Source organism: Kineococcus mangrovi (assembly GCF_041320705.1).
Classification (GTDB): domain Bacteria; phylum Actinomycetota; class Actinomycetes; order Actinomycetales; family Kineococcaceae; genus Kineococcus; species Kineococcus mangrovi.
Genome location: NZ_JBGGTQ010000002.1, coordinates 467341 through 485167 on the forward strand (window position 1 = coordinate 467341; position 17827 = coordinate 485167).

15 protein-coding genes are annotated in these 17827 nt (G+C 73.6%); 7 read left to right on the forward strand and 8 right to left on the reverse strand.

What is annotated here, in order from left to right; all coding sequences use genetic code 11:
* Nucleotides 1-60 precede the first annotated feature (60 nt).
* Nucleotides 61-1419, forward strand: a complete 1359-nt coding sequence (locus tag AB2L28_RS05325; protein WP_370717684.1) for a DHA2 family efflux MFS transporter permease subunit — start codon at nucleotides 61-63, stop codon at nucleotides 1417-1419.
* 29 nt (nucleotides 1420-1448) lie between these two features.
* Here AB2L28_RS05325 and AB2L28_RS05330 read toward each other — a convergent pair whose 3' ends face one another.
* A complete protein-coding gene (locus tag AB2L28_RS05330) occupies nucleotides 1449-3041 on the reverse strand; it encodes a methyl-accepting chemotaxis protein (RefSeq protein ID WP_370717685.1) in 1593 nt (530 codons plus the stop codon).
* Between the two features lie 117 nt (nucleotides 3042-3158).
* Between AB2L28_RS05330 and AB2L28_RS05335 the strand changes: the two genes are divergently transcribed.
* The gene (locus AB2L28_RS05335; protein ID WP_370717686.1) at nucleotides 3159-4526 is read left to right on the forward strand and encodes a chloride channel protein; all 1368 of its coding nucleotides are present in this window, start codon (nucleotides 3159-3161) and stop codon (nucleotides 4524-4526) included.
* 60 nt (nucleotides 4527-4586) lie between these two features.
* Here the strand turns inward: AB2L28_RS05335 and AB2L28_RS05340 are convergent, their stop codons facing one another.
* The 4 genes from AB2L28_RS05340 to AB2L28_RS05355 form a co-directional block, all read right to left on the reverse strand.
* On the reverse strand, nucleotides 4587-5741 hold the full coding sequence (locus tag AB2L28_RS05340) for an AI-2E family transporter (protein WP_370717687.1): 1155 nt from the start codon (nucleotides 5739-5741) through the stop codon (nucleotides 4587-4589).
* 106 nt (nucleotides 5742-5847) lie between these two features.
* Entirely contained in the window at nucleotides 5848-6978 is a 1131-nt protein-coding gene (locus tag AB2L28_RS05345; RefSeq protein WP_370717688.1) for an FAD-binding oxidoreductase, read from the reverse strand.
* Nucleotides 6975-8258, reverse strand: a complete 1284-nt coding sequence (locus AB2L28_RS05350) for an aromatic ring-hydroxylating oxygenase subunit alpha (RefSeq protein WP_370717689.1) — start codon at nucleotides 8256-8258, stop codon at nucleotides 6975-6977. Before AB2L28_RS05350 ends, AB2L28_RS05345 begins: the two co-directional genes overlap by 4 nt.
* Nucleotides 8259-8521: 263 nt before the next feature.
* On the reverse strand, nucleotides 8522-10156 hold the full coding sequence (locus tag AB2L28_RS05355; RefSeq protein ID WP_370717690.1) for a BCCT family transporter: 1635 nt from the start codon (nucleotides 10154-10156) through the stop codon (nucleotides 8522-8524).
* 224 nt (nucleotides 10157-10380) lie between these two features.
* Here AB2L28_RS05355 and AB2L28_RS05360 point away from each other — a divergent pair, with 224 nt between their 5' ends.
* Both AB2L28_RS05360 and nhaA read left to right on the forward strand, forming a co-directional pair.
* On the forward strand, nucleotides 10381-10719 hold the full coding sequence (locus tag AB2L28_RS05360) for a bifunctional 3-phenylpropionate/cinnamic acid dioxygenase ferredoxin subunit (protein WP_370717691.1): 339 nt from the start codon (nucleotides 10381-10383) through the stop codon (nucleotides 10717-10719).
* Nucleotides 10720-10939: 220 nt separating this feature from the next.
* Nucleotides 10940-12241, forward strand: coding sequence for a Na+/H+ antiporter NhaA (gene nhaA / locus AB2L28_RS05365; protein ID WP_370717692.1), 1302 nt, complete (start codon nucleotides 10940-10942; stop codon nucleotides 12239-12241).
* Between the two features lie 15 nt (nucleotides 12242-12256).
* Here the strand turns inward: nhaA and AB2L28_RS05370 are convergent, their stop codons facing one another.
* Nucleotides 12257-13030, reverse strand: a complete 774-nt coding sequence (locus AB2L28_RS05370; protein ID WP_370717693.1) for an IclR family transcriptional regulator — start codon at nucleotides 13028-13030, stop codon at nucleotides 12257-12259.
* A gap of 107 nt (nucleotides 13031-13137) precedes the next feature.
* Between AB2L28_RS05370 and AB2L28_RS05375 the strand changes: the two genes are divergently transcribed.
* The 3 genes from AB2L28_RS05375 to aroC all read left to right on the forward strand — a co-directional run bounded on the left by AB2L28_RS05375 (nucleotide 13138) and on the right by aroC (nucleotide 15692).
* Nucleotides 13138-13818 (forward strand): GntR family transcriptional regulator, encoded by a 681-nt coding sequence (locus AB2L28_RS05375; protein ID WP_370717694.1) that lies wholly within the window; start codon nucleotides 13138-13140, stop codon nucleotides 13816-13818.
* 95 nt (nucleotides 13819-13913) lie between these two features.
* The gene (locus AB2L28_RS05380) at nucleotides 13914-14390 is read left to right on the forward strand and encodes an Lrp/AsnC family transcriptional regulator (protein WP_370717695.1); all 477 of its coding nucleotides are present in this window, start codon (nucleotides 13914-13916) and stop codon (nucleotides 14388-14390) included.
* A 63-nt stretch (nucleotides 14391-14453) separates the two neighbouring features.
* Nucleotides 14454-15692 (forward strand): chorismate synthase, encoded by a 1239-nt coding sequence (gene aroC / locus AB2L28_RS05385; protein WP_370717696.1) that lies wholly within the window; start codon nucleotides 14454-14456, stop codon nucleotides 15690-15692.
* A gap of 33 nt (nucleotides 15693-15725) precedes the next feature.
* On the opposite strand, the gene AB2L28_RS05390 is transcribed toward aroC, so the two are convergent.
* Together AB2L28_RS05390 and AB2L28_RS05395 are read right to left on the reverse strand one after the other, a co-directional pair.
* Nucleotides 15726-17180, reverse strand: a complete 1455-nt coding sequence (locus tag AB2L28_RS05390) for a phospholipase D-like domain-containing protein (RefSeq protein ID WP_370717697.1) — start codon at nucleotides 17178-17180, stop codon at nucleotides 15726-15728.
* Between the two features lie 7 nt (nucleotides 17181-17187).
* Complete coding sequence (locus tag AB2L28_RS05395) at nucleotides 17188-17772, reverse strand: TetR/AcrR family transcriptional regulator (protein ID WP_370717698.1); 585 nt, start codon at nucleotides 17770-17772, stop codon at nucleotides 17188-17190.
* Nucleotides 17773-17827 lie beyond the last annotated feature (55 nt).

Genomic DNA, 17827 nt, shown 5'->3' on the forward strand with positions numbered 1-17827 from the left:
GCCGCCCGACGCGCGGAAGGACCACCCGAGCTGAGCACCGAACCCCCCGACCGTCCCGCGGTGCGACCGGGCCCGGTCCTGGCCGCGCTGCTGGCCGCGACGTTCATGGCCACGGTCGACACCTCGATCGTCAACGTCGCCCTGCCCACGCTCGCCCGCGACCTCGACGCCTCCGCCTCGGACACCGTCTGGGTGACGACCGCGTTCCTGCTCGCGGCCGGCTGCTGCATCCCCGCGACGGCCGCGCTGGGCGACCGGGTCGGACGCCGCCGGTTGTTCCTGCTCGGCGTGCCGCTGTTCACGCTCGCCTCCGTCGCGTGCGCGGCGGCCCCGACGTTGGAGCTGCTCATCGCGGCGCGCGTCGTGCAGGGCACGGCGTCCTCGCTCGTGCTGGCCGTCCCCATCCCCGTGTTCCGGCGGGTGGTCCCCCCCGAGCGCCTGGGCAGCGTGCTGGGGCTGAACGCCATGACCGTGGCCCTGGGCACCTCGGCGGGCCCGGCGCTCGGCGGTCTCCTGCTGAGCGTGGCTCCCTGGCCGTGGCTGTTCCTCGTCAACGTGCCCGTCGGCGCGGTGGCGACGTTCCTGGGGTGGCGGTTCCTGCCGAGCGCGCCCGGCCGCGGGACGCGCTTCGACCTGCGCGGGTCGCTGCTCGTGGCCGCGGCCATCGCCGCGTTCCTGCTGGGGGTGCGGGGCCTGGGGGCCGCCTCGACGCTGCCGCTGTCGATCGCGCTGCTGCTCGTGGCGCTCGTGCTCGCCGCGCTGTTCGTGCGCGCCGAGCGCGCGACCGCGGAACCGGTGATCCCCCCGGGGCTGTTCACCCGGCCGTTCTCCCTGGCCGTCGTCACCGCGTCGTGCTCGTTCTTCGGCCAGGCGACCGCGTTCGTGGCGCTGCCGTTCCTGTTCCAGGTCTCCCTGGGCGACAGCGCGCTGCGGTCGGCGCTGCTGTTCACGCCGTGGCCGGCGGTCATCGTCGTGGTGGCGCCGCTGGCGGGCCGGGCGGCCGACCGGGTCTCCCCCACCCTGCTGGCGTTCGCCGGGCTCAGCGTGCTGGCCGGGGGTCTGGTCTCCCTCGCCCTGCTGCCCCCCGACGCCTCGACCCTCGACGTGCTCGTCCGGACCGGGGTCTGCGGGCTGGGGTTCGCCGTGTTCCAGTCCCCCAACAACCGGGACATGATGTCCGCGGCGCCGCTGCGGCACGCCGCCTCCGCCGCCGGGGTCCTGAACCTCAACCGGACGGTCTCGCAGTCCACCGGGTCCGGCGCCGTGAGCGTGGTGTTCGTCGCGACCGGCCTCGCCGCGGGGTCGGCCGCCTCGCACGCCGACGCCGTGACGAGCGTGCTGCTCCTCGGCGCCGGGGTCGTGGCCGTCGGGGCCGTGCTGGCGGCGCTGCGCTCGCGACCGACCGGCCCCCGGGTCTGACCCCGTGGGCCGGCCCGGGCGCCGGGGCGTCAGACCGTGAAGGCCGCCACCAGCCGGTTCAGGTCGGCCGCGACGTGCGACACCTCCCCCGCCGTGGTCGCGGTGTGACCGGCGCTGGCGGTGGTCTGCTCGGCCGCCGCGGCGATCCCGCCGACGGCGGACGCGATCTGCCGGCTGCCCGCGGACACCTCGGTGACGTTGCGCACCATCTCGGCCGTCGTGGCCGACTGCTCCTCCACCGCGGCCGCGATGGTGGACTGCAGGCCGTCGATGCGGGCGATGACCTCGCCGATCTGCCCGATGGCCTCGGCCGCGGCGTGCGCGTCGGCCTGGGTCGCCGCCACGCGGGTGGTGATGTCCTCGGTCGCCCGGGCGGTCTGCTGGGCCAGCTCCTTGACCTCCCCGGCCACGACGGCGAACCCCTTGCCCATCTCCCCGGCCCGGGCGGCCTCGATGGTGGCGTTCAGAGCCAGCAGGTTGGTCTGCTCGGCGATCGTGGTGATGAGCTTGACGACGTCGCCGATCTCCCGGCTCGAGGCGGACAGCCGGCCCAGCGTGGCGTGGGCGGTGTCGGCGGTGACCACGGCCGAGGCGGCCACGGCCGAGGCGTCGGCGGTCGAGGTGGCGATCTCGCGGATCGCCGCGCTCATCTGCTCCCCGGCAGCCGCCACGGTGGTGATGTTGGTCGAGATCTCCTCGGTGGCGTCGGCGACCTGCGTGGACTGCCCGGCCGCCTGCTGCGCGCCGGAGGACAGGTGCGTGGCGACCGCCGTCAGCTCCTCCGAGGACGACGACAGCGTCGCGGCGTTGGCGCTGACCTCGCGCATCAGCCCGGCCAGCCGCTCGACGGAGGTGTTGGTGGCCTGGGCCATCTGTCCCAGCTCGCACGTCGAGAGCACCCGGACGCGCTGGTCCAGGCGCCCCTCGGCCAGGCCCTTGATGACCGGCACCACGAGCGAGAGCGGCACGGCGATGCTCTTGCCCAGCAGCACCGCGATGCCCGCCGCGAGCAGCAGCGCGGCCGCGCTCAGACCGATGAGGAGCGCCAGGGCCTGGTGGTAGGCCCGCTCGCCGGCGTCGGCGCTCGCCGCGCCCGCGGCCGCCTCGCCGTCGACCAGGGTCGCCAGGTCGGCGGAGACCGCGTCGCTCAGCGGGACGGTGGTCGTGGGGCGGGCGGCGGTGAACCCGGCGGTGTCACCGGCCAGCGCGAACCGCGAGAGCGTTTCGCGCGCCGAGCGCCAGGCCGCCAGGTGCTCCTCGAAGGCCGACCGCTGCGCGGCGGTGGAGCCGGGGCCGGAGGCGAGGTAGGCCTGCCACGCCTCGTCCACGACGCGGTCGTCGGCGGCGGTCTGCTCCTGCACCTGCGCCCGCGCGGCGTCGTCGGCGGCCAGGGCCAGGTCGGGCAGGTCCTTGTTGGACTGCTTGAACGCGGTGCCCACCCGGCCCAGGGCGTTGGCCGAGGCCACGGTCGAGGAGTGCATGTCGTGCAGGCGGTGCTGCGCGCCGCCCAGCTGCACCGCACCGATCGCACCGACGGCCACGAGGAGCACGCAGACGACGGCGAAGCCGCTCAGCATCCGGGGGACGATGCGCATGTCGCAGAAGAACCTGACCAGGGGCATGTTCTAGAAATCGGCAACCGGCGCCCGGACCTTCGCCCACCGGGGGGGGCCGAACGGAGAACGGTTCGACGACCGCCCCCGTCCCGGGCGGTCCGGCACGTCCGCTACAGATGGGGCATGGGGCAGGACCGAGCACGACCGTGGCTGCGCAGCACCTCCACCGGGTACCGGAGACCGCCGGTCCGCGCGGTGCAGGAGGCCGGGCAGGGTCCCGAGGGCCTCGTCGGGTTCGTGCTGGCCGCCGTGCTGGTCGGGGCCCTGACGGGCCTGACGGCCGCCACGTTCCGCCTCGCCCTGACCGGGGCGGGTGGCTGGCGCGACCGGCTCACCGACCTGGCCCGCGGTCACGGCGCCCTGGGCCTGCTGCTGCTCGTCGGCGGCGGGGCGGTGTGCACCGCCGCCGCCGCAGCCCTCGTGCGCCGGGTCGAACCGCACGCCGAGGGCAGCGGCATCCCCCACGTGGAGGCCGTCGTCGAGGGGCGTGCCGGGCCCGGGCGGTTCCGCATCCTGCCCGTGAAGTACGCCGGGGGGCTGCTGGCCATCGGCGGCGGCGGACTGGCCCTGGGCCGCGAAGGGCCCTCCGTGCAGATGGGCAGCTCGGTGGCCGTCCTCGTGTCCTCGGTCCTGCGGCGCTCGCGGGCCGACCTGCGGCTGCTGGTGGCCGCCGGTGCCGCGGCGGGGCTGGCCACCGCCTTCAACGCGCCCATCGCGGGGGGCGTGTTCGTCCTGGAGGAACTGCTGAAGTCCTTCCACCCGCGGGCCACGATCGCCACCCTCGTCGCCTCCGCCTCCGGCTTCGCGGTCGCCGCCCCGCTGGTGGGGGCGGCGCCCGACTTCCACGTCCCGCCCCTGGCGGACCCGCGGCTGTCCGGTGCCCCGTGGGTGCTGGCCGTGGGGGTGCTCACGGGCCTGCTCGGCGTCCTCTACAACCGCGCCGTCCTGACCGGCCTGCACCACGTCGACACGAGCCGCCGGCCCGCCGAGGTCCGGGCCGCGGTGATCGGCGCCGTCGTCGGCGTGGTCGCGTGGTGCGGGCCGCAGCTCGTCGGCGGCGGGGACGAGCTCACGCAGCAGGCCCTGCTGGGGCAGGGTGCCGTGCCCGTCCTGCTCGGGGTGCTGGCGCTGCGGTTCGCCCTCGGCGTGCTGTCCTACGCCGCCCTGACGCCGGGCGGGCTGTTCGCGCCCATGCTCGTGCTGGGGTCGCAGTGCGGCCTCGTCGTCGGCCTGGTGGCGGTCCAGGTGGCGCCGGGCAGCGCCCCCGAACCGGCGGCGCTCGCCCTCGTCGGGCTGGCCGCGTTCTTCACCGCCACCGTCCACGCCCCCGTCACCGGCCTCGTGCTCGCGACCGAGCTGACCGGCAGCACCAACCAGCTGTTCCCCATGCTCGGCGCCTGCGCCGTCGCGATGCTGGTGGCGGTCGTCCTGCGGTCCCGGCCGATCTACGACCTGCTCACCGACCGGGCCACGGCGCGCGCGGTGGCCTGACCGGGCACGCCGGGCGCAGGGGGTCCGCGTCGCGGGTCACGTCGCGGGTCGCGTCGCGGGTCACTCGGGCGAGACGGGCTCCCGCTCCGGGACGGGCAGCGGGTCGGCCCGCCACCGCCGGGGCCGGCGCAGCCGCACCCCGCGGGGGTTGCCGGCGATGATCGGCAGCAGCCAGTGCGCGGAGCGGTCCGCGTCCACCATGACGGCCCGGACGAACAGGCTCAGCGGCACTGCGAGCAGCGCCCCCACCGCCCCGAGGGCGAAGCCCCACACCACGACGGACAGGAACGTCAGCGTCGTCGACAACCCGACGGCGCCCCCGACGATGCTGGGCTGGACCAGCCCCTGGATGACGACGTTGAGGACGGTGTAGGCGACCACCACCGCCAGGGCGTTCTCCGGCCCGTTCGCCAGCAGCGCCAGGAGCGCCGGCGGCGCCAGCCCGAGGAAGAACCCGATGTTCGCGACGTAGTTCGTCAGGAAGGACCACAGCCCCCACAGCAGCGGCAGCGGGACCGCGAGCCAGGACAGGACGCCCACGTCGAGGACGGCCACGACGGCGCCGAAGACGGTCGAGACGACGATGAAGCGCCGGGTGCCGGCCGCGAACCCGACGAGGGCCGAGACGATGTCGGGGTGCGTCCACGTCGCCTGGGCCAGCAGGCGCGGGAACACCGCCGCGTCCAGGGCGAGGAAGAACATGAGGAACAGCAGGAAACCCAGGGTGGACAGACCGGACCCGACCTGCATGAGGGCCGTCTCGGCCAGCCCCACGACGCGGCCGGTGTCCACCGAGGCCAGGGCCTGGGAGATCTGGGACTGACCGATGCCCACCTGCTGGAGCAGGCGCAGACCGTCGATCTGCAGCTGCGCGAACCGCGGGGCGTAGCCGGGCAGGGTGGCGGCCAGCTGGTAGACCGACCAGGCGGCTGCCGCCCCGGCTCCCAGGAGGACCCCGTACAGCAGCAGCAGGACCACGACGTGGCCGACCCAGCCGGGCAGCCACCGCACGCGCTGCAACCGCGTCCGCACGGGGTGCACCACGACCACCAGGACGAGGGCCAGCACCACCGGCCCCAGGACGCTCGCGAACGCCCGCAGGCCCGCGACGACCGCGACGATCGCCGCCAGGCCCACGAGCAGCGTGACTCCGCGGGGCCAGCGGGTCGGCCCCGCGCGTCCCGACAGGTCCACCACGTGCTCTGGAACGCTCATCGACGACCCCGCTCCCCACGGCACCCCGGAGTCCGCCGGCGGCGGTTCCGCGACCATGGTGCCGTCGCCGGACCGCGGCGCACCCCCGTTGGCGGGGTGAGCGGGGTCAGACGTCGATCTCGACGTCCCCCAGCGGCCGGCTGCAGCAGATGAGCACCTTGCCCGCGGCGATCTCGCGGGGCCGGATGCCGCCGTTGTGCTGCATGTCCACCTCCCCGGACAGCAGCACCGTCTTGCAGGTGCCGCACATCCCCTGGCTGCACGAGCTCGGCGGCGACACGCCGGCCCGGAACGCGGCGTCGAGGATGAACTCGCCGGGGGCGCAGGGGAAGGTGCGGCCCGACTTCGCCATCGAGACCGTGAACGTGTCCGTCTCGGCCGGGGAGGGGACCTCCGCGGTGAACGACTCCATCCCGACCGGGTCGGTCTCGACGAGGGCCGCCTTCGGCAGCGACTCGAACACGTAGGTCTCCTCGTGGTGGTGGGTGAGGTCGAACCCCACCTCGCCGAGGATGTCCCGGACCGAGGCCATGTAGCCCTCGGGCCCGCAGACGAACACCTCCCGCTCGCCCAGGTCGGGGGCGATCTCCTGCAGCACCTCGCGGGTCAGCCGCCCCTTCCACCCCCACCACTCCTGACCGGGACTGTCGTGGCTGCACACCTGCACGACGTTCACCGTCGGGAACTGGGTGGGCATCCCGAGCAGCTCGGGCCGGAAGATGATGTCGGCCGGGCTGTGCGCGGAGTGGACGAACACCACGTCGACGTCGGAGCCGAGGTCGACGAGCGTGCGGGCCATCGACATCAGCGGGGTGACCCCCGAGCCCGCGGACAGGAACAGGTACTTGTTCGCCGGGTGGTGGACCATGCTGAACGCCCCCAGCGGGGGGGCCGCCGTGACGCGGTCCCCCACGGCCAGGTTGTCGTGCAGCCAGTTCGAGACGAGCCCACCGGGTTTGCGCTTGACCGTGATCGCCAGCCGGTGCGGCCGGGTCGGCGGGGAGGAGATCGTGTACGAGCGCTCCACGTGCCGGCCGTCGAGGTCCAGGTGCAGGGTGATGAACTGACCCGGGTCGAAGTGGAAGACGTGGGGGCCGGCGGGCTCGAACCAGAACGTCTTGACGTCGTGGGTGATCTCGCGGACGCCGCCGCAGACCAGCTCGGCGAGGTCGACGTCATCGCCCCAGGCCGTGATCTCCCCGGGGTGCGGGACGCCCTGGGTGTCCGTGATCGTCACGCGATCGCCTCGCGCAGCCGCGTCACGTACCAGTTCACGAAGGCCTCGACGTCGTCCTCCACCATCGAGTACGGACCGGGGACGTACCCGGGGTTGGTGCACCCCACCTGGGTCCCGGCCACCAGGGCCCGGTCCTGGTCGTTCGTCGCCCGCCACACCATCGTCAGGGCGTCGAGGTCGTAGTCGACGCCCTCGACCGCGTCCGGGTGCACCAGCCACGTCGTGCGCAGCGTGCTCGTCCCCGTCGAGGTCGGCAGCACGGAGAACACCACGGCGTGGTCGGACAGCAGGTGGAACCACGAGTTCGGCTGCATGTGCAGCGAGAGGTCCCCGAACGCGGCGTCCTTGACCGACCCCAGGAGCTTGGAGCACACCGCACCCCCGTTGGGGGCGAAGGACTTGCCCTCCCCGTCCAGCGGGAGGTGGGAGAGCTGGAACCCGACCTGACGGGTGTCCAGCTCGCGGTGGTCGCGCACCGGCAGGCCGTGGTCGGCCCGCACCTTGGCCAGCGCGTCACCGGCCTTGACGTAGCGGTCGTACAGCGGCTTCAGACGCGGCGTGATGTCCTCGGCCTCGTAGGCGAAGAGCGGGAAGTAGGCGGTGATGAGCTCCGGGTGCCCGTCGCAGTGGTAGCACTCGCGGTTGTTCTCCATGACGAGCTTCCAGTTGCCGGCCTCGGGCAGGTCGTACGTCACGGCGACCTTGGCCTTGTCGAGCTCGTAGGGGCGCAGGTGCGGCTCGATCACCTCGGCCACCGCGTCGAAGTCCTCGGGGGCGTCCTGGGCGAGGCAGATGAAGACCAGACCGGCGAGGTTGCGCACGTGCACCGAGCGCAGCGAGAAGCACGACTTGTCGAACGTCGGGGGCTGGGACTCGGCGAACATCAGCTTGCCGTCCACCCCGTAGGTCCACCGGTGGTAGGGGCACACGATGTTCCCGACGGAGCCCTGCCGCTCCGGCAGCAACCGGGAACCGCGGTGGCGGCACACGTTGTGGAACGCCTGCACCTGCTCGTCGTCGTCGCGGACGAGGATCACCGACCAGGCACCGACCTCGACCGTCACGAAGTCCCCGGGCTCGGGGATCTCGGCCGCCGCCGCCACGAAGATCCAGTTCTGCCCGAAGACGACGTCCAGGTCGCGTTCGTACACCTCCTGCGAGGTGTAGAAGGGCGCTTCCAGGCTCTGGCCCGGCACGCGCCGGCGCACCAGGTCGTCGACGTCCTCCCGGACTTCCCGGGCCTGGTGGGGACCGCCGGGGGCGACGGTGTGAGCGGTCATGCTGCGCTCCCTCTCGGGGGGGGGGTGATCGTGGGCGGGGTGTTCCGCATCACGGAACCGGTGCCTCATCGCGGAACGAGTCTGGAACCCCGGGGAAGGCCGTGTCAAGCACGACGCGAACCGTGGTTCCGGGACGAGCGGATCGGCTGGAACCGACGCTCCCCCAAAGGGTTGCGCCGCCGCGCCGGACCCGTTGGGAGACGGCGCGACGACCCGCGCCACGCCGCGGGGCGCGGGGCGGGTCGTCGTGGTCGGAGGGGTCCTCAGTCGTCGACGGGCACCTCCAGGGCCTCCCGCCGCGTCACCCGCAGGCCCTCGACGGTGGCGGGCGGTTCCACCACCTCCACCCGCACCGGGCCGGCGCTCACCGGGCGCATCAGGCGGTCGGAGCGGATGTCCCTGGTGATGGCCACGCAGAGGGCGACCATCACGACGAGGAACGGCGTCGCCGCGATGATCGTGACGTTCTGCAGGGCCTGCAGCCCGCCGGCGTACAGCAGCACCACGGCCACCGCACCGGTCAGGACACCCCACAGCGCGGTGAGCCAGCGCCGGGGCTCGTCGTCGCCGTGGCTGGACAGGGACGCCATGACGATGCTGGCGGCGTCCGCGCCCGAGACGAAGAAGATGGCCACGAGCGCGACGACCAGGACGGAGGTCACCCCCGCCCAGGGGAACTGGGCCAGCAGCGTGAACATCTGGGTGTTCTGGTCCGGGCTGGCCAGGACGTCCAGCGCGCCGGTGAGCTGCTCGTGGATGGCGGTGCCCCCGAAGACGGAGAACCACAGCAGGGAGACGACCGTCGGGATGAGCATGACGCCGACGACGAACTCGCGGATGGTCCGCCCGCGGGAGATCTTGGCCAGGAAGGCGCCGACGAAGGGCGTCCAGGAGATCCACCACGCCCAGTAGAAGATGGTCCAGCCGGACAGCCACTCACCCCCGCCGTAGGCCCCGGTGCGCACGGACATCTCCGGCAGGGAGGCCAGGTAGTTCCCGGCCGCGTTCGGGATGAGGTCGAGGATGAAGATGGTCGGCCCCACGACGAACAGGAACAGCAGGAGCAGGCCCGCGAGGACCATGTTCGTGTTCGACAGGATCTTCACACCGCGCTCGATGCCGCTGATCGCCGACACGACGAAGCACAGGGTGAGCACCGCGATGATGCCGACCTGCCAGGCGGTGCCGCTGCCGGCACCGAACACCCGCGACAACCCGCCGTTGATCTGCGCGGCCCCCAGCCCGAGGCTCACCGCCGACCCGAAGATGGTCGCGAAGATCGCCAGCACGTCGATGGCCCGGGCCGCGCCGGCCCCGCGGGGGCCGCGCAGCAGGGGCGCGAACGCCGCGGAGAAGCCCCCCGAGCGGCCCTTGCGGTAGCTGGAGTAGGCCAGCGCCAGACCGACCACCGCGTAGATCGCCCAGGGGTGCAGACCCCAGTGGAACAGGGCGTAGTCCATGGCCTCGCCCGCGGCCGCGTCGGTGCCGGGCTCGATGCCCGCCTCCGGCGGGGTCATGAGGTGGGTCACCGGTTCGGTCACGCCGTAGAACATCAGGCCGATGCCCATGCCGGCCGAGAACATCATGGCGATCCAGGACGCCCGGGAGTGCTCGGGCCGCTCGTCGTCGGCCCCGAGGCGGATGCGGCCGACCCGGCTGAAGGCCAGGACGAGGGCGAAGACCACGAAACCGGTCGCCCCGAGGACGAACGCCCACCCGAGGTTGGTGGTGATCCAGGACAACGCCGTGCCGGTGCTCGCGAACAGCCGGTCGGGGAAGGCGACCCCGACCACCAGGAGCACCGCCACGACCGCCAGGGACACGACCAGCACGGGGACGTCCAGCGGCCGTCCCCGTCTGCTCTCCACACGCTCTTCGTCGATCTCTTCGTGGATCACGAGAGGTCCTCTCCGGAAAAGGGTGCCCAGCACCCGGCAAGTGGGAGTGACGCCAGGGCAACGTAGTGCGGCTGTTGCGCTGTGCGCAACGAGTTCACGAGAACGCAACACACCGGGAACACCGGCGGAACACCCGGCGACCGCGGCAGCCGTCCCTGCTGCGCGTCGCGCGCAGCCCGGTGGCAGCATCCGGGGGAGGCCGGACCGGAGGAGGACGAGGGACGATGACTGCCAGGACGCGGGTCGTGGTGTGCGCGACGACGGACCTGCCCCCGGGGGAGGTGGTGCGCGTGGACCGCGCCGAGCTGGCCGCAGCGGTGTCCGTGTTCAACGTCGACGGCGAGCTCTTCGCCATCGACGACACGTGCACCCACGCCGACGAGTCGCTGGCCGAGGGCTGGGTCGAGGACTGCGCCGTCGAGTGCCCCCGGCACGCCTCCGCCTTCGACCTGCGCACCGGCGTGCCGTCGAGCCCGCCGGCCCTCACCCCGGTCCGGACGCACCTGGTCGAGGTCGTCGACGGTCAGGTCGTCGTGGAGGTGGGGACACCCCGGCCGGCGTGAGGACGGCGCCGCCGCGCGGACGTGAGCGGGCATGACACCTCCGACGGAGCGGACGAGCGGGTGCGGCACTCGGTACCTCAACTGATATACCAGTGGCAAGACTACGAACGCCCGTGCACACCGTCAAGGGGGCGCCGGTAGCCTCGACCCCGGTGTACCGGGAAGTCTGGTCGGCGGTCTCCCCGGCGACCCTTCCCGCTGTCGATCCCGGAAGGCCGCCGTGTCCAACTCCTCTCGCCCCGTCTTCTCCCGCGGCTCCTGGCCCGAGGCCCAGCGCATCGCCGAGGTGCTCCGCAGGGAGACCGTCGGCGGCGCGCTGCTCGTCGTCGGCACCGTCGTGGCGCTCGTGTGGGCCAACTCGCCCTTCTCCGACGCCTACGCCGGGCTGCGGGACACGGTGGTCGGGCCGCACGCGCTGCACCTGGACCTGACGCTCGGGGAGTGGGCGGCCGACGGGCTGCTGGCCATCTTCTTCTTCATCGCCGGCCTCGAGCTCAAGCGCGAGTTCGTCGCCGGTGACCTGCGCGACCCGCGCCGGGCGATGGTGCCCGTGCTGGCCGCCGTCGGCGGGATGGCCGTCCCGGCGGTCGTGTTCACCCTCGTCAACCTCGGCGGCGGGGACGCCGTGCGCGGCTGGGCGATCCCCACCGCCACCGACATCGCCTTCGCGGTCGCCGTGCTGGCCGTCATCAGCACGCACCTGCCGACGGCCCTGCGGACCTTCCTGCTCACCCTCGCCGTCGTCGACGACCTGCTGGCCATCACGATCATCGCCATCTTCTACACCGACCAGCTCTCGCTCCCGCCGCTGCTCGGCGCCCTGGCCGTCATCGCCGTGTTCGGCGTGCTGGTCCAGCGCCGGGTGCGCACGTGGTGGCTGCTCATCCCGCTGGCGGTCGTCGCCTGGGCGCTCATGCACGCCTCGGGCGTGCACGCCACGGTCGCCGGCGTCCTCCTGGGCTTCACCGTCCCCGTCATCCGCTCCCGGGCCGCCGGCGGACCCGACGCCGGACCCGGCCTGGCCGAGCACTTCGAGCACCGCTGGCGTCCCCTCTCGGCCGGGTTCGCGGTACCGGTCTTCGCCTTCTTCTCCGCCGGTGTCACCGTCGGCGGCTTCTCGGGCCTGGTGGACTCCCTGCACGACCGCGTGGCCCTGGGCATCGTGGCCGGGCTCGTGGTGGGCAAGACCGTCGGCATCCTCGGGTCGACCGCCCTGGTGAGCCGCTTCACCAACGCCCGGCTCGACGGCTCGCTGTCGTGGTGGGACGTCTTCGGCGCCTCCCTGCTGGGCGGCATCGGGTTCACCGTCTCGCTGCTGATCGGCGAGCTGGCCTTCGGCGCCGGCAGCGTGCGCGACGAGCACGTCAAGGTGGGCGTCCTCACCGGCTCGCTGCTCGCGGCCGCGCTGGCCACCGTCGTCCTGCGCCTGCGCAACCGCACCTACCGCAAGCTGTACGAGCAGGAGCAGCTCGACGACGACGGCGACGGCATCCCGGACGTCTACCAGCGCTTCAACGACTGACCCGCCGGAGGGCCCTCAGGCGCGCCAGCCGAGCGCTGCCGAGGCCTGCTCGGCGGCCGCCACCACGGCCGCGGTGACCTCCCCGAGCCGGTCGGCCGTGAGGCGGTAGGACGGCCCGGACACGCTGATCGCGGCCACGACCTCACCGTCGGGCCCGCGCACGGGGGCGGCGACGGCGTTCAAGCCCACTTCGAGCTCCTCGCTCGTCGCGGCGGAACCGTCGACGGCGATCTTGTCGAGAGCCTCCTCGAGGTCCCGGCGGCGCGTCGTGGTCGCCGCGGTGAAGCGGCGCAGCCGCCCGGCGGTCCCCGCGGCCCGCACCGGCGGGCAGAACGCCATGAGGACCTTGCCGCTGGCGGTGGCGTGCAGCGGGGTGCGCTCCCCGATCCAGTTGTGCGCCACCACCGACGAGGAGCCACGGACCTGGTCGACGTTGAGCGCCGAGTCGCCGTCGGCGAGGGCGACGTTCACCGTCTCCCCCGTCGTGACGGCGAGCTCCTCGCAGGCCGGGCGGGCACGGCGGGTGACATCGAGCCGGTCGGCCACCGCCCCGGCCAGCCGGACGACGGCCATGCCGAGGCGGTACTTGCCCCGGTCGCCGACCTGCTCGACCAGCCCGCGGGACTCGAGGGCGGTGACCAGGCGGAAGGCCGTCGACTTGTGGACCTCGAGCCGTTGCGCGATCTCGGTCACGCCCCCCTCGCCGAGCTCGGCCAGGACCTCCAGGACCGTCACCGCCCGGTCGACCGACTGCACCGGGGAGGTGCGGGAGTCGCGGGTCTCGCTCATGGCGCCATCGTCGCAAAGACCTGCCCGCGCGGTGCCGGGCGGGTGAGGCCCACCTCACGGACGTCTGCCCTCGGACTGGTGTACCAGACGTCGCGTAGGCTGGGCCCGTGAGCGCGCTGACGACCCAGGAAGCTGCCACCACACCGCCGTCGCTGGCGGACGTGGCCTACGAACGTCTGCGGGACCGGCTGGTCGTGCTCGACATCCGCCCCGGTGAACCCCTCAACGACGACCTGCTGGCCAAGGAGTTCGGCGTCGGGCGCACCCCCGTCCGCGAAGCCCTCAAACGTCTGGAGGTGGACCGCCTCGTCGTCGCCTACCCCCGGCGCGGGACCTTCGCCACGACCGTCGACATGACCGACCTGGGGTACATCTCCGAGGTGCGCCGGGCCCTGGAACCGGTGGCCGCGGCCGCCGCCGCCCGCCGGGCCGGCCTCGCGGAGCGCGAGGAGATGCGGACCCTGGCCCGCACCGTGGCGGCCCTGCGCACCGCCGCCGACGGCGGGGACCTGACCCGGCGCGAACTCATGCGCCACGACGTCGAGGTGCACCGCAGCATCTACCGGCACAGCCAGAACCCGTACCTGGAGGACGTCCTCGTCCGGCTCGACAACCTCGCCACCCGCATCTGGTGCCTCGTGCTGGACCGCCTGCCCACCTTCGCCGGTCACGTCGGGGAGCACGTCGCCCTGCTCGAGGCCATCGTCGCGGGCGACGCCGACCTCGCCGCCGACCTCGCCCGGGCCCACGTCACGGGCTTCGAGGAGTCCGTGCGCCAGGTCCTGTGACGGTGCCCGGAGCCGCGCCCGCCGGGCCCGGTGCCCAGGTGTCCTCCCACGCGGTGGGCACATTGCCTGCCGGTGAGGGCGGGCGATGCGTCAGGATGTCGTCCGTGCGCCGCCTCGACTCCATCGATGCCCGGATCCTCCTCGCGCTGGACGAGGACCCCCGCGCGACCGTGCTGGGCCTGTCGCGCCTGCTCGGCCTGGCCCGCGGCACCGTCCAGGCCCACCTGGAACGGCTGGAGTCCGACGGCGTGCTGCACCGGTTCTCGCGGCGGCTGGCACCCGCGGCCCTCGGGTTCTCGGTCTCCGCCTTCGTCATGATCGAGATCCACCAGGGCCAGCAGGAGGACACCCTGCAGCGGCTGCGCGAGACCCCCGAGGTGCTCGAGGTGCACGGCATCACCGGCGACGGCGACCTCATGTGCCGCATCGTGGCCCGCGACGCCGACGACCTGTACCGCGTCGGCCAGGAGGTCCTGTCCATCCCCGGGGTCGTCCGGACGCGGACGTCCCTGGCCATGCGCGAACTGGTCCCCTACCGGGTCGACCCCCTGCTCAGCGACCTCGCCGACTGACGCTCCCGCCACCGCGCCCCCGGCGGGACGGTCACCCTCGACGGGTACGGCAGAATCGGGCACGTGTTGCGCTGGCTGACCTCAGGTGAATCGCACGGCCCCGCGCTGGCGGGCATCCTCGAAGGCCTCCCCGCCGGGGTCGAGGTCGACGGCGCGCAGATCCGCCGGGCCCTCGCCCGTCGCCGCCTCGGCCACGGCCGCGGGGCCCGGATGAACTTCGAGCAGGACGAGCTCGAGGTCATCGGCGGCGTCCGGCACGGGCGCACCCAGGGCGGGCCGATCGCCCTGCGCATCGGCAACAGCGAGTGGCCCCGCTGGCAGGAGGTCATGGCCGCCGACCCGGCCGACGCCGACGGCCGCCGCTACGACGAGCCCGGCCGCATCCCCGCCCGCGGGCGCGCGGCGGCGCTGACCCGCCCGCGCCCCGGGCACGCGGACCTGACCGGCATGCAGAAGTACGGCTTCCCCGACGCCCGCCCCGTCCTCGAGCGCGCCTCGGCCCGCGAGACCGCGACGCGCGTCGCGCTCGGCGAGGTGGCCCGCGCCTTCCTGGCCCAGACGGTCGGCGCCGAGGTGATCTCGCACGTCGTGTCCATCGGCACCCAGGCGGTCCCCGAGGGCACCGTCCCGGCCCGCGGGCAGCGCGACGCGATCGACGCCGACCCGGTCCGCTGCGCCGACCCGGGGGCCAGCGCCCGGATGGTCGCCGAGATCGACACCGCCCACGGCGAGGGCGACACCCTCGGCGGCGTGGTCGAGGTCGTCGTGCACGACCTGCCGCCGGGTCTGGGGTCCTACGTGCACTGGGACCGCAAGCTCGACGCGCGCCTGGCCGCGGCCCTCATGGGCATCCAGGCCATCAAGGGCGTCGAGGTCGGCGACGGTTTCGAGACCGCCCGCCGCCGCGGTTCGGCGGCCCACGACGAGATCGAGCGCGTCGACGGCGGCGAGGGCACCGACGGTTTCACCGTCCGCCGGCGCACCGACCGCGCGGGCGGCCTGGAGGGCGGCATGACGAACGGTGAGGTCCTGCGGGTCCGGGCCGCCATGAAACCCATCTCGACGGTCCCGCGCGCCCTCGACACCGTGGACACCGCCTCCGGCGGCGCGGCCCAGGCGATCGCGCAGCGTTCGGACGTGTGCGCGGTCCCGGCCGCGGGGGTGGTGGCCGAGGCCATGGTCGCGCTCGTGCTGGCCGACGCCGTCGTGGAGAAGTTCGGCGGCGACAACGTCGAGCAGGTCCGCGCGAACGTCCGCAGCTACCTCGACTCCCTCCCGGTCAAGGTCGCCCCGACCTCCTGAGGAGCCGGTCCCCCGCCGGTCCTCCGCCGGTCCTCACTGCAGCGCGGCGGTCAGGCGCATGACGTTGTCGAGGTAGCGCTGCCGGTACGGGCGGCGCGACCACTCCTGCGACGTCAGTTCGACCGACCGCGCGCGGTAGTCGTCGACGACCGCGGCGAGGTCGGCGACGAACTGCGGTTCGAGGCCGAGCAGGGAGACCTCGTGGTCGAGGTTGAACGAGCGGATGTCCATGTTGCTGGACCCGATGACGGCCCGTTCGCCGTCCACGACGAGCACCTTGGCGTGCAGGACGGCGGGCGCGGGCAGCCGGTGGATGCGCACCCCGGCGCGCAGCAGCGCGGAGTAGTACGACCGCTGCGCGTGGTGGACCATGAACTGGTCGGCCTTCTCCGAGACGAACAGCTCCACCCGGACCCCGCGGTAGGACGCCGTCGTGATGGCCTGCTCCAGACCCTCGTCGGGGACGAAGTAGGGGCTGACGATCGACACCGTCCGCGTCGCGGCGTGGATGAGCGCGCAGAACATCCGCAGGTTCGGCTCCGTCGGGTAGCCCGGCCCCGAGGGGACCACCTGGAACGCCCCGCTGGAACCGCCGGGTGCGCTCTCCTCGACCGCGGAGGCCACCTCGGTGAGGACCTCGCTGGTCTCGGCGTACCAGTCGGTCGCGAACACCTCCTCCACCGACTGCACGACCGCGCCGGTGAGCTCGACGTTGAGGTCGACCCAGCGCCGGCCCGCGCGGACGTGCCGGGGTTTGAGGTAACCGGGGTCGACGAGGTTCTGCGACCCCACGAACGCGGTGCGCCGGTCCACCACGACGAGCTTGCGGTGGTTGCGCAGGTCCGGCCGGCGCCAGCGGCGGCGCAGCGGGTCGATGGGCATCGTGCGGTGCCACTCGACCCCGTCGGCGCTCAGCCGCTCGTTCATCCGCGCGTGCCCGGGGTACCCGCGCGCGCCGAGGTGGTCGTAGAGGAACCGCACGCGCACGCCCCGCGCCACCGCGCGGCGCAGCGCGTCGAAGAAGGGTTCCGTCGTCGGGTCCAGCGCGGCGACGTAGAACTCGACGTGCACGGTGCGCTCGGCGCGGTCGACGGCCCGGACGAGGGCGGGCACGAACTCGTCCTCGGCCAGCAGCCTCCGGTGGTCCCCCACGACGCACGGCAGGTACGTCAACCGGCGGTTCAGCTCCAGCAGGGTGCGCAGGTGCTCGTCGACGACGACGCCCTCGGGCACGGCCGGCAGGTCCACGACGCTGTCGGCGATGACCTGGTTCGCCAGCTGCTGCACGTGGTGTCGTCGCCCCGTGACGTGGGGGCTGCCCAGGAGCAGGAACAGCGGCAGCCCGACGACGGGCAGGAAGAGGATGAGCAGGAGCCAGGCCGAGGACGACCCCGGCCGCCGGTCCTCCGGCACCGTGCCGATGGCCCACACCTTCACGGCGTAGTCGACGACGACGAGCAGCTCGCTGAGGAGCGCGACCCAGCTCACCGCCGGCTCACGCGCGCGACCCCCTGCGCGGCAGCAGGGACCGGCGACCCGTCTCCAGCAGCATCCGGCGCAGGTCCTCGTCGGGGATGTCCCGGCAGGACGCGTCGCCGAGCGGGCCGACGAGGCCGGACAGGAAGAACACGACCGCGACGCGGCGCTCGGCGTCGGCGTCGGGACCGGCGAGGAGTTCCCGCATCCGGTCCCCGATCTCGCGCATCCGGGGGTAGTTCTCCTGCAGGTGCGCGATGACCGGGTCGACCGCGGCGACCACGTACAGGCGCCGGACGTCGACGATGAGGTCGACGAGGCCTTCGAGCAGGACCTCCACCTGGGCTCGGCGACCGCGCCGGGCGCGCGCCGCCTCGAGGACTTCGAACAGGCGGTCGATGAACGGGGCCACGACACCGACGACGAGGTCGTCCTTCGTCCGGTAGTGGTAGTAGACGGCCGCCTTCGTGACCCCGACCTCGTCGGCGATCATCTGCAGCGACGTCCCGCTGACCCCGTGCTCGGTGAACAGCCGCAGCGCGGCCTCGTGCAGGCGCTGACGCCCCGGCCCGGCGGACCGGGCCTCACCGGCCGTCCTCGTCATGGGTCTCCTCGCTCGCGCGTGCGGGCCGCGTGGGAGCACTGTACCCAGGGCCCCG

Coding starts and splice junctions, on each gene's coding strand:
- AB2L28_RS05330 (WP_370717685.1), bottom strand. CDS start 3,041: ATGCCCCTGGTCAGGTTCTTCTGCGACATGCGCATCGTCCCCCGGATG.
- AB2L28_RS05335 (WP_370717686.1), top strand. CDS start 3,159: ATGGGGCAGGACCGAGCACGACCGTGGCTGCGCAGCACCTCCACCGGG.
- AB2L28_RS05340 (WP_370717687.1), bottom strand. CDS start 5,741: ATGAGCGTTCCAGAGCACGTGGTGGACCTGTCGGGACGCGCGGGGCCG.
- AB2L28_RS05350 (WP_370717689.1), bottom strand. CDS start 8,258: ATGACCGCTCACACCGTCGCCCCCGGCGGTCCCCACCAGGCCCGGGAA.
- AB2L28_RS05360 (WP_370717691.1), top strand. CDS start 10,381: ATGACTGCCAGGACGCGGGTCGTGGTGTGCGCGACGACGGACCTGCCC.
- AB2L28_RS05370 (WP_370717693.1), bottom strand. CDS start 13,030: ATGAGCGAGACCCGCGACTCCCGCACCTCCCCGGTGCAGTCGGTCGAC.
- AB2L28_RS05380 (WP_370717695.1), top strand. CDS start 13,914: ATGTCGTCCGTGCGCCGCCTCGACTCCATCGATGCCCGGATCCTCCTC.
- AB2L28_RS05395 (WP_370717698.1), bottom strand. CDS start 17,772: ATGACGAGGACGGCCGGTGAGGCCCGGTCCGCCGGGCCGGGGCGTCAG.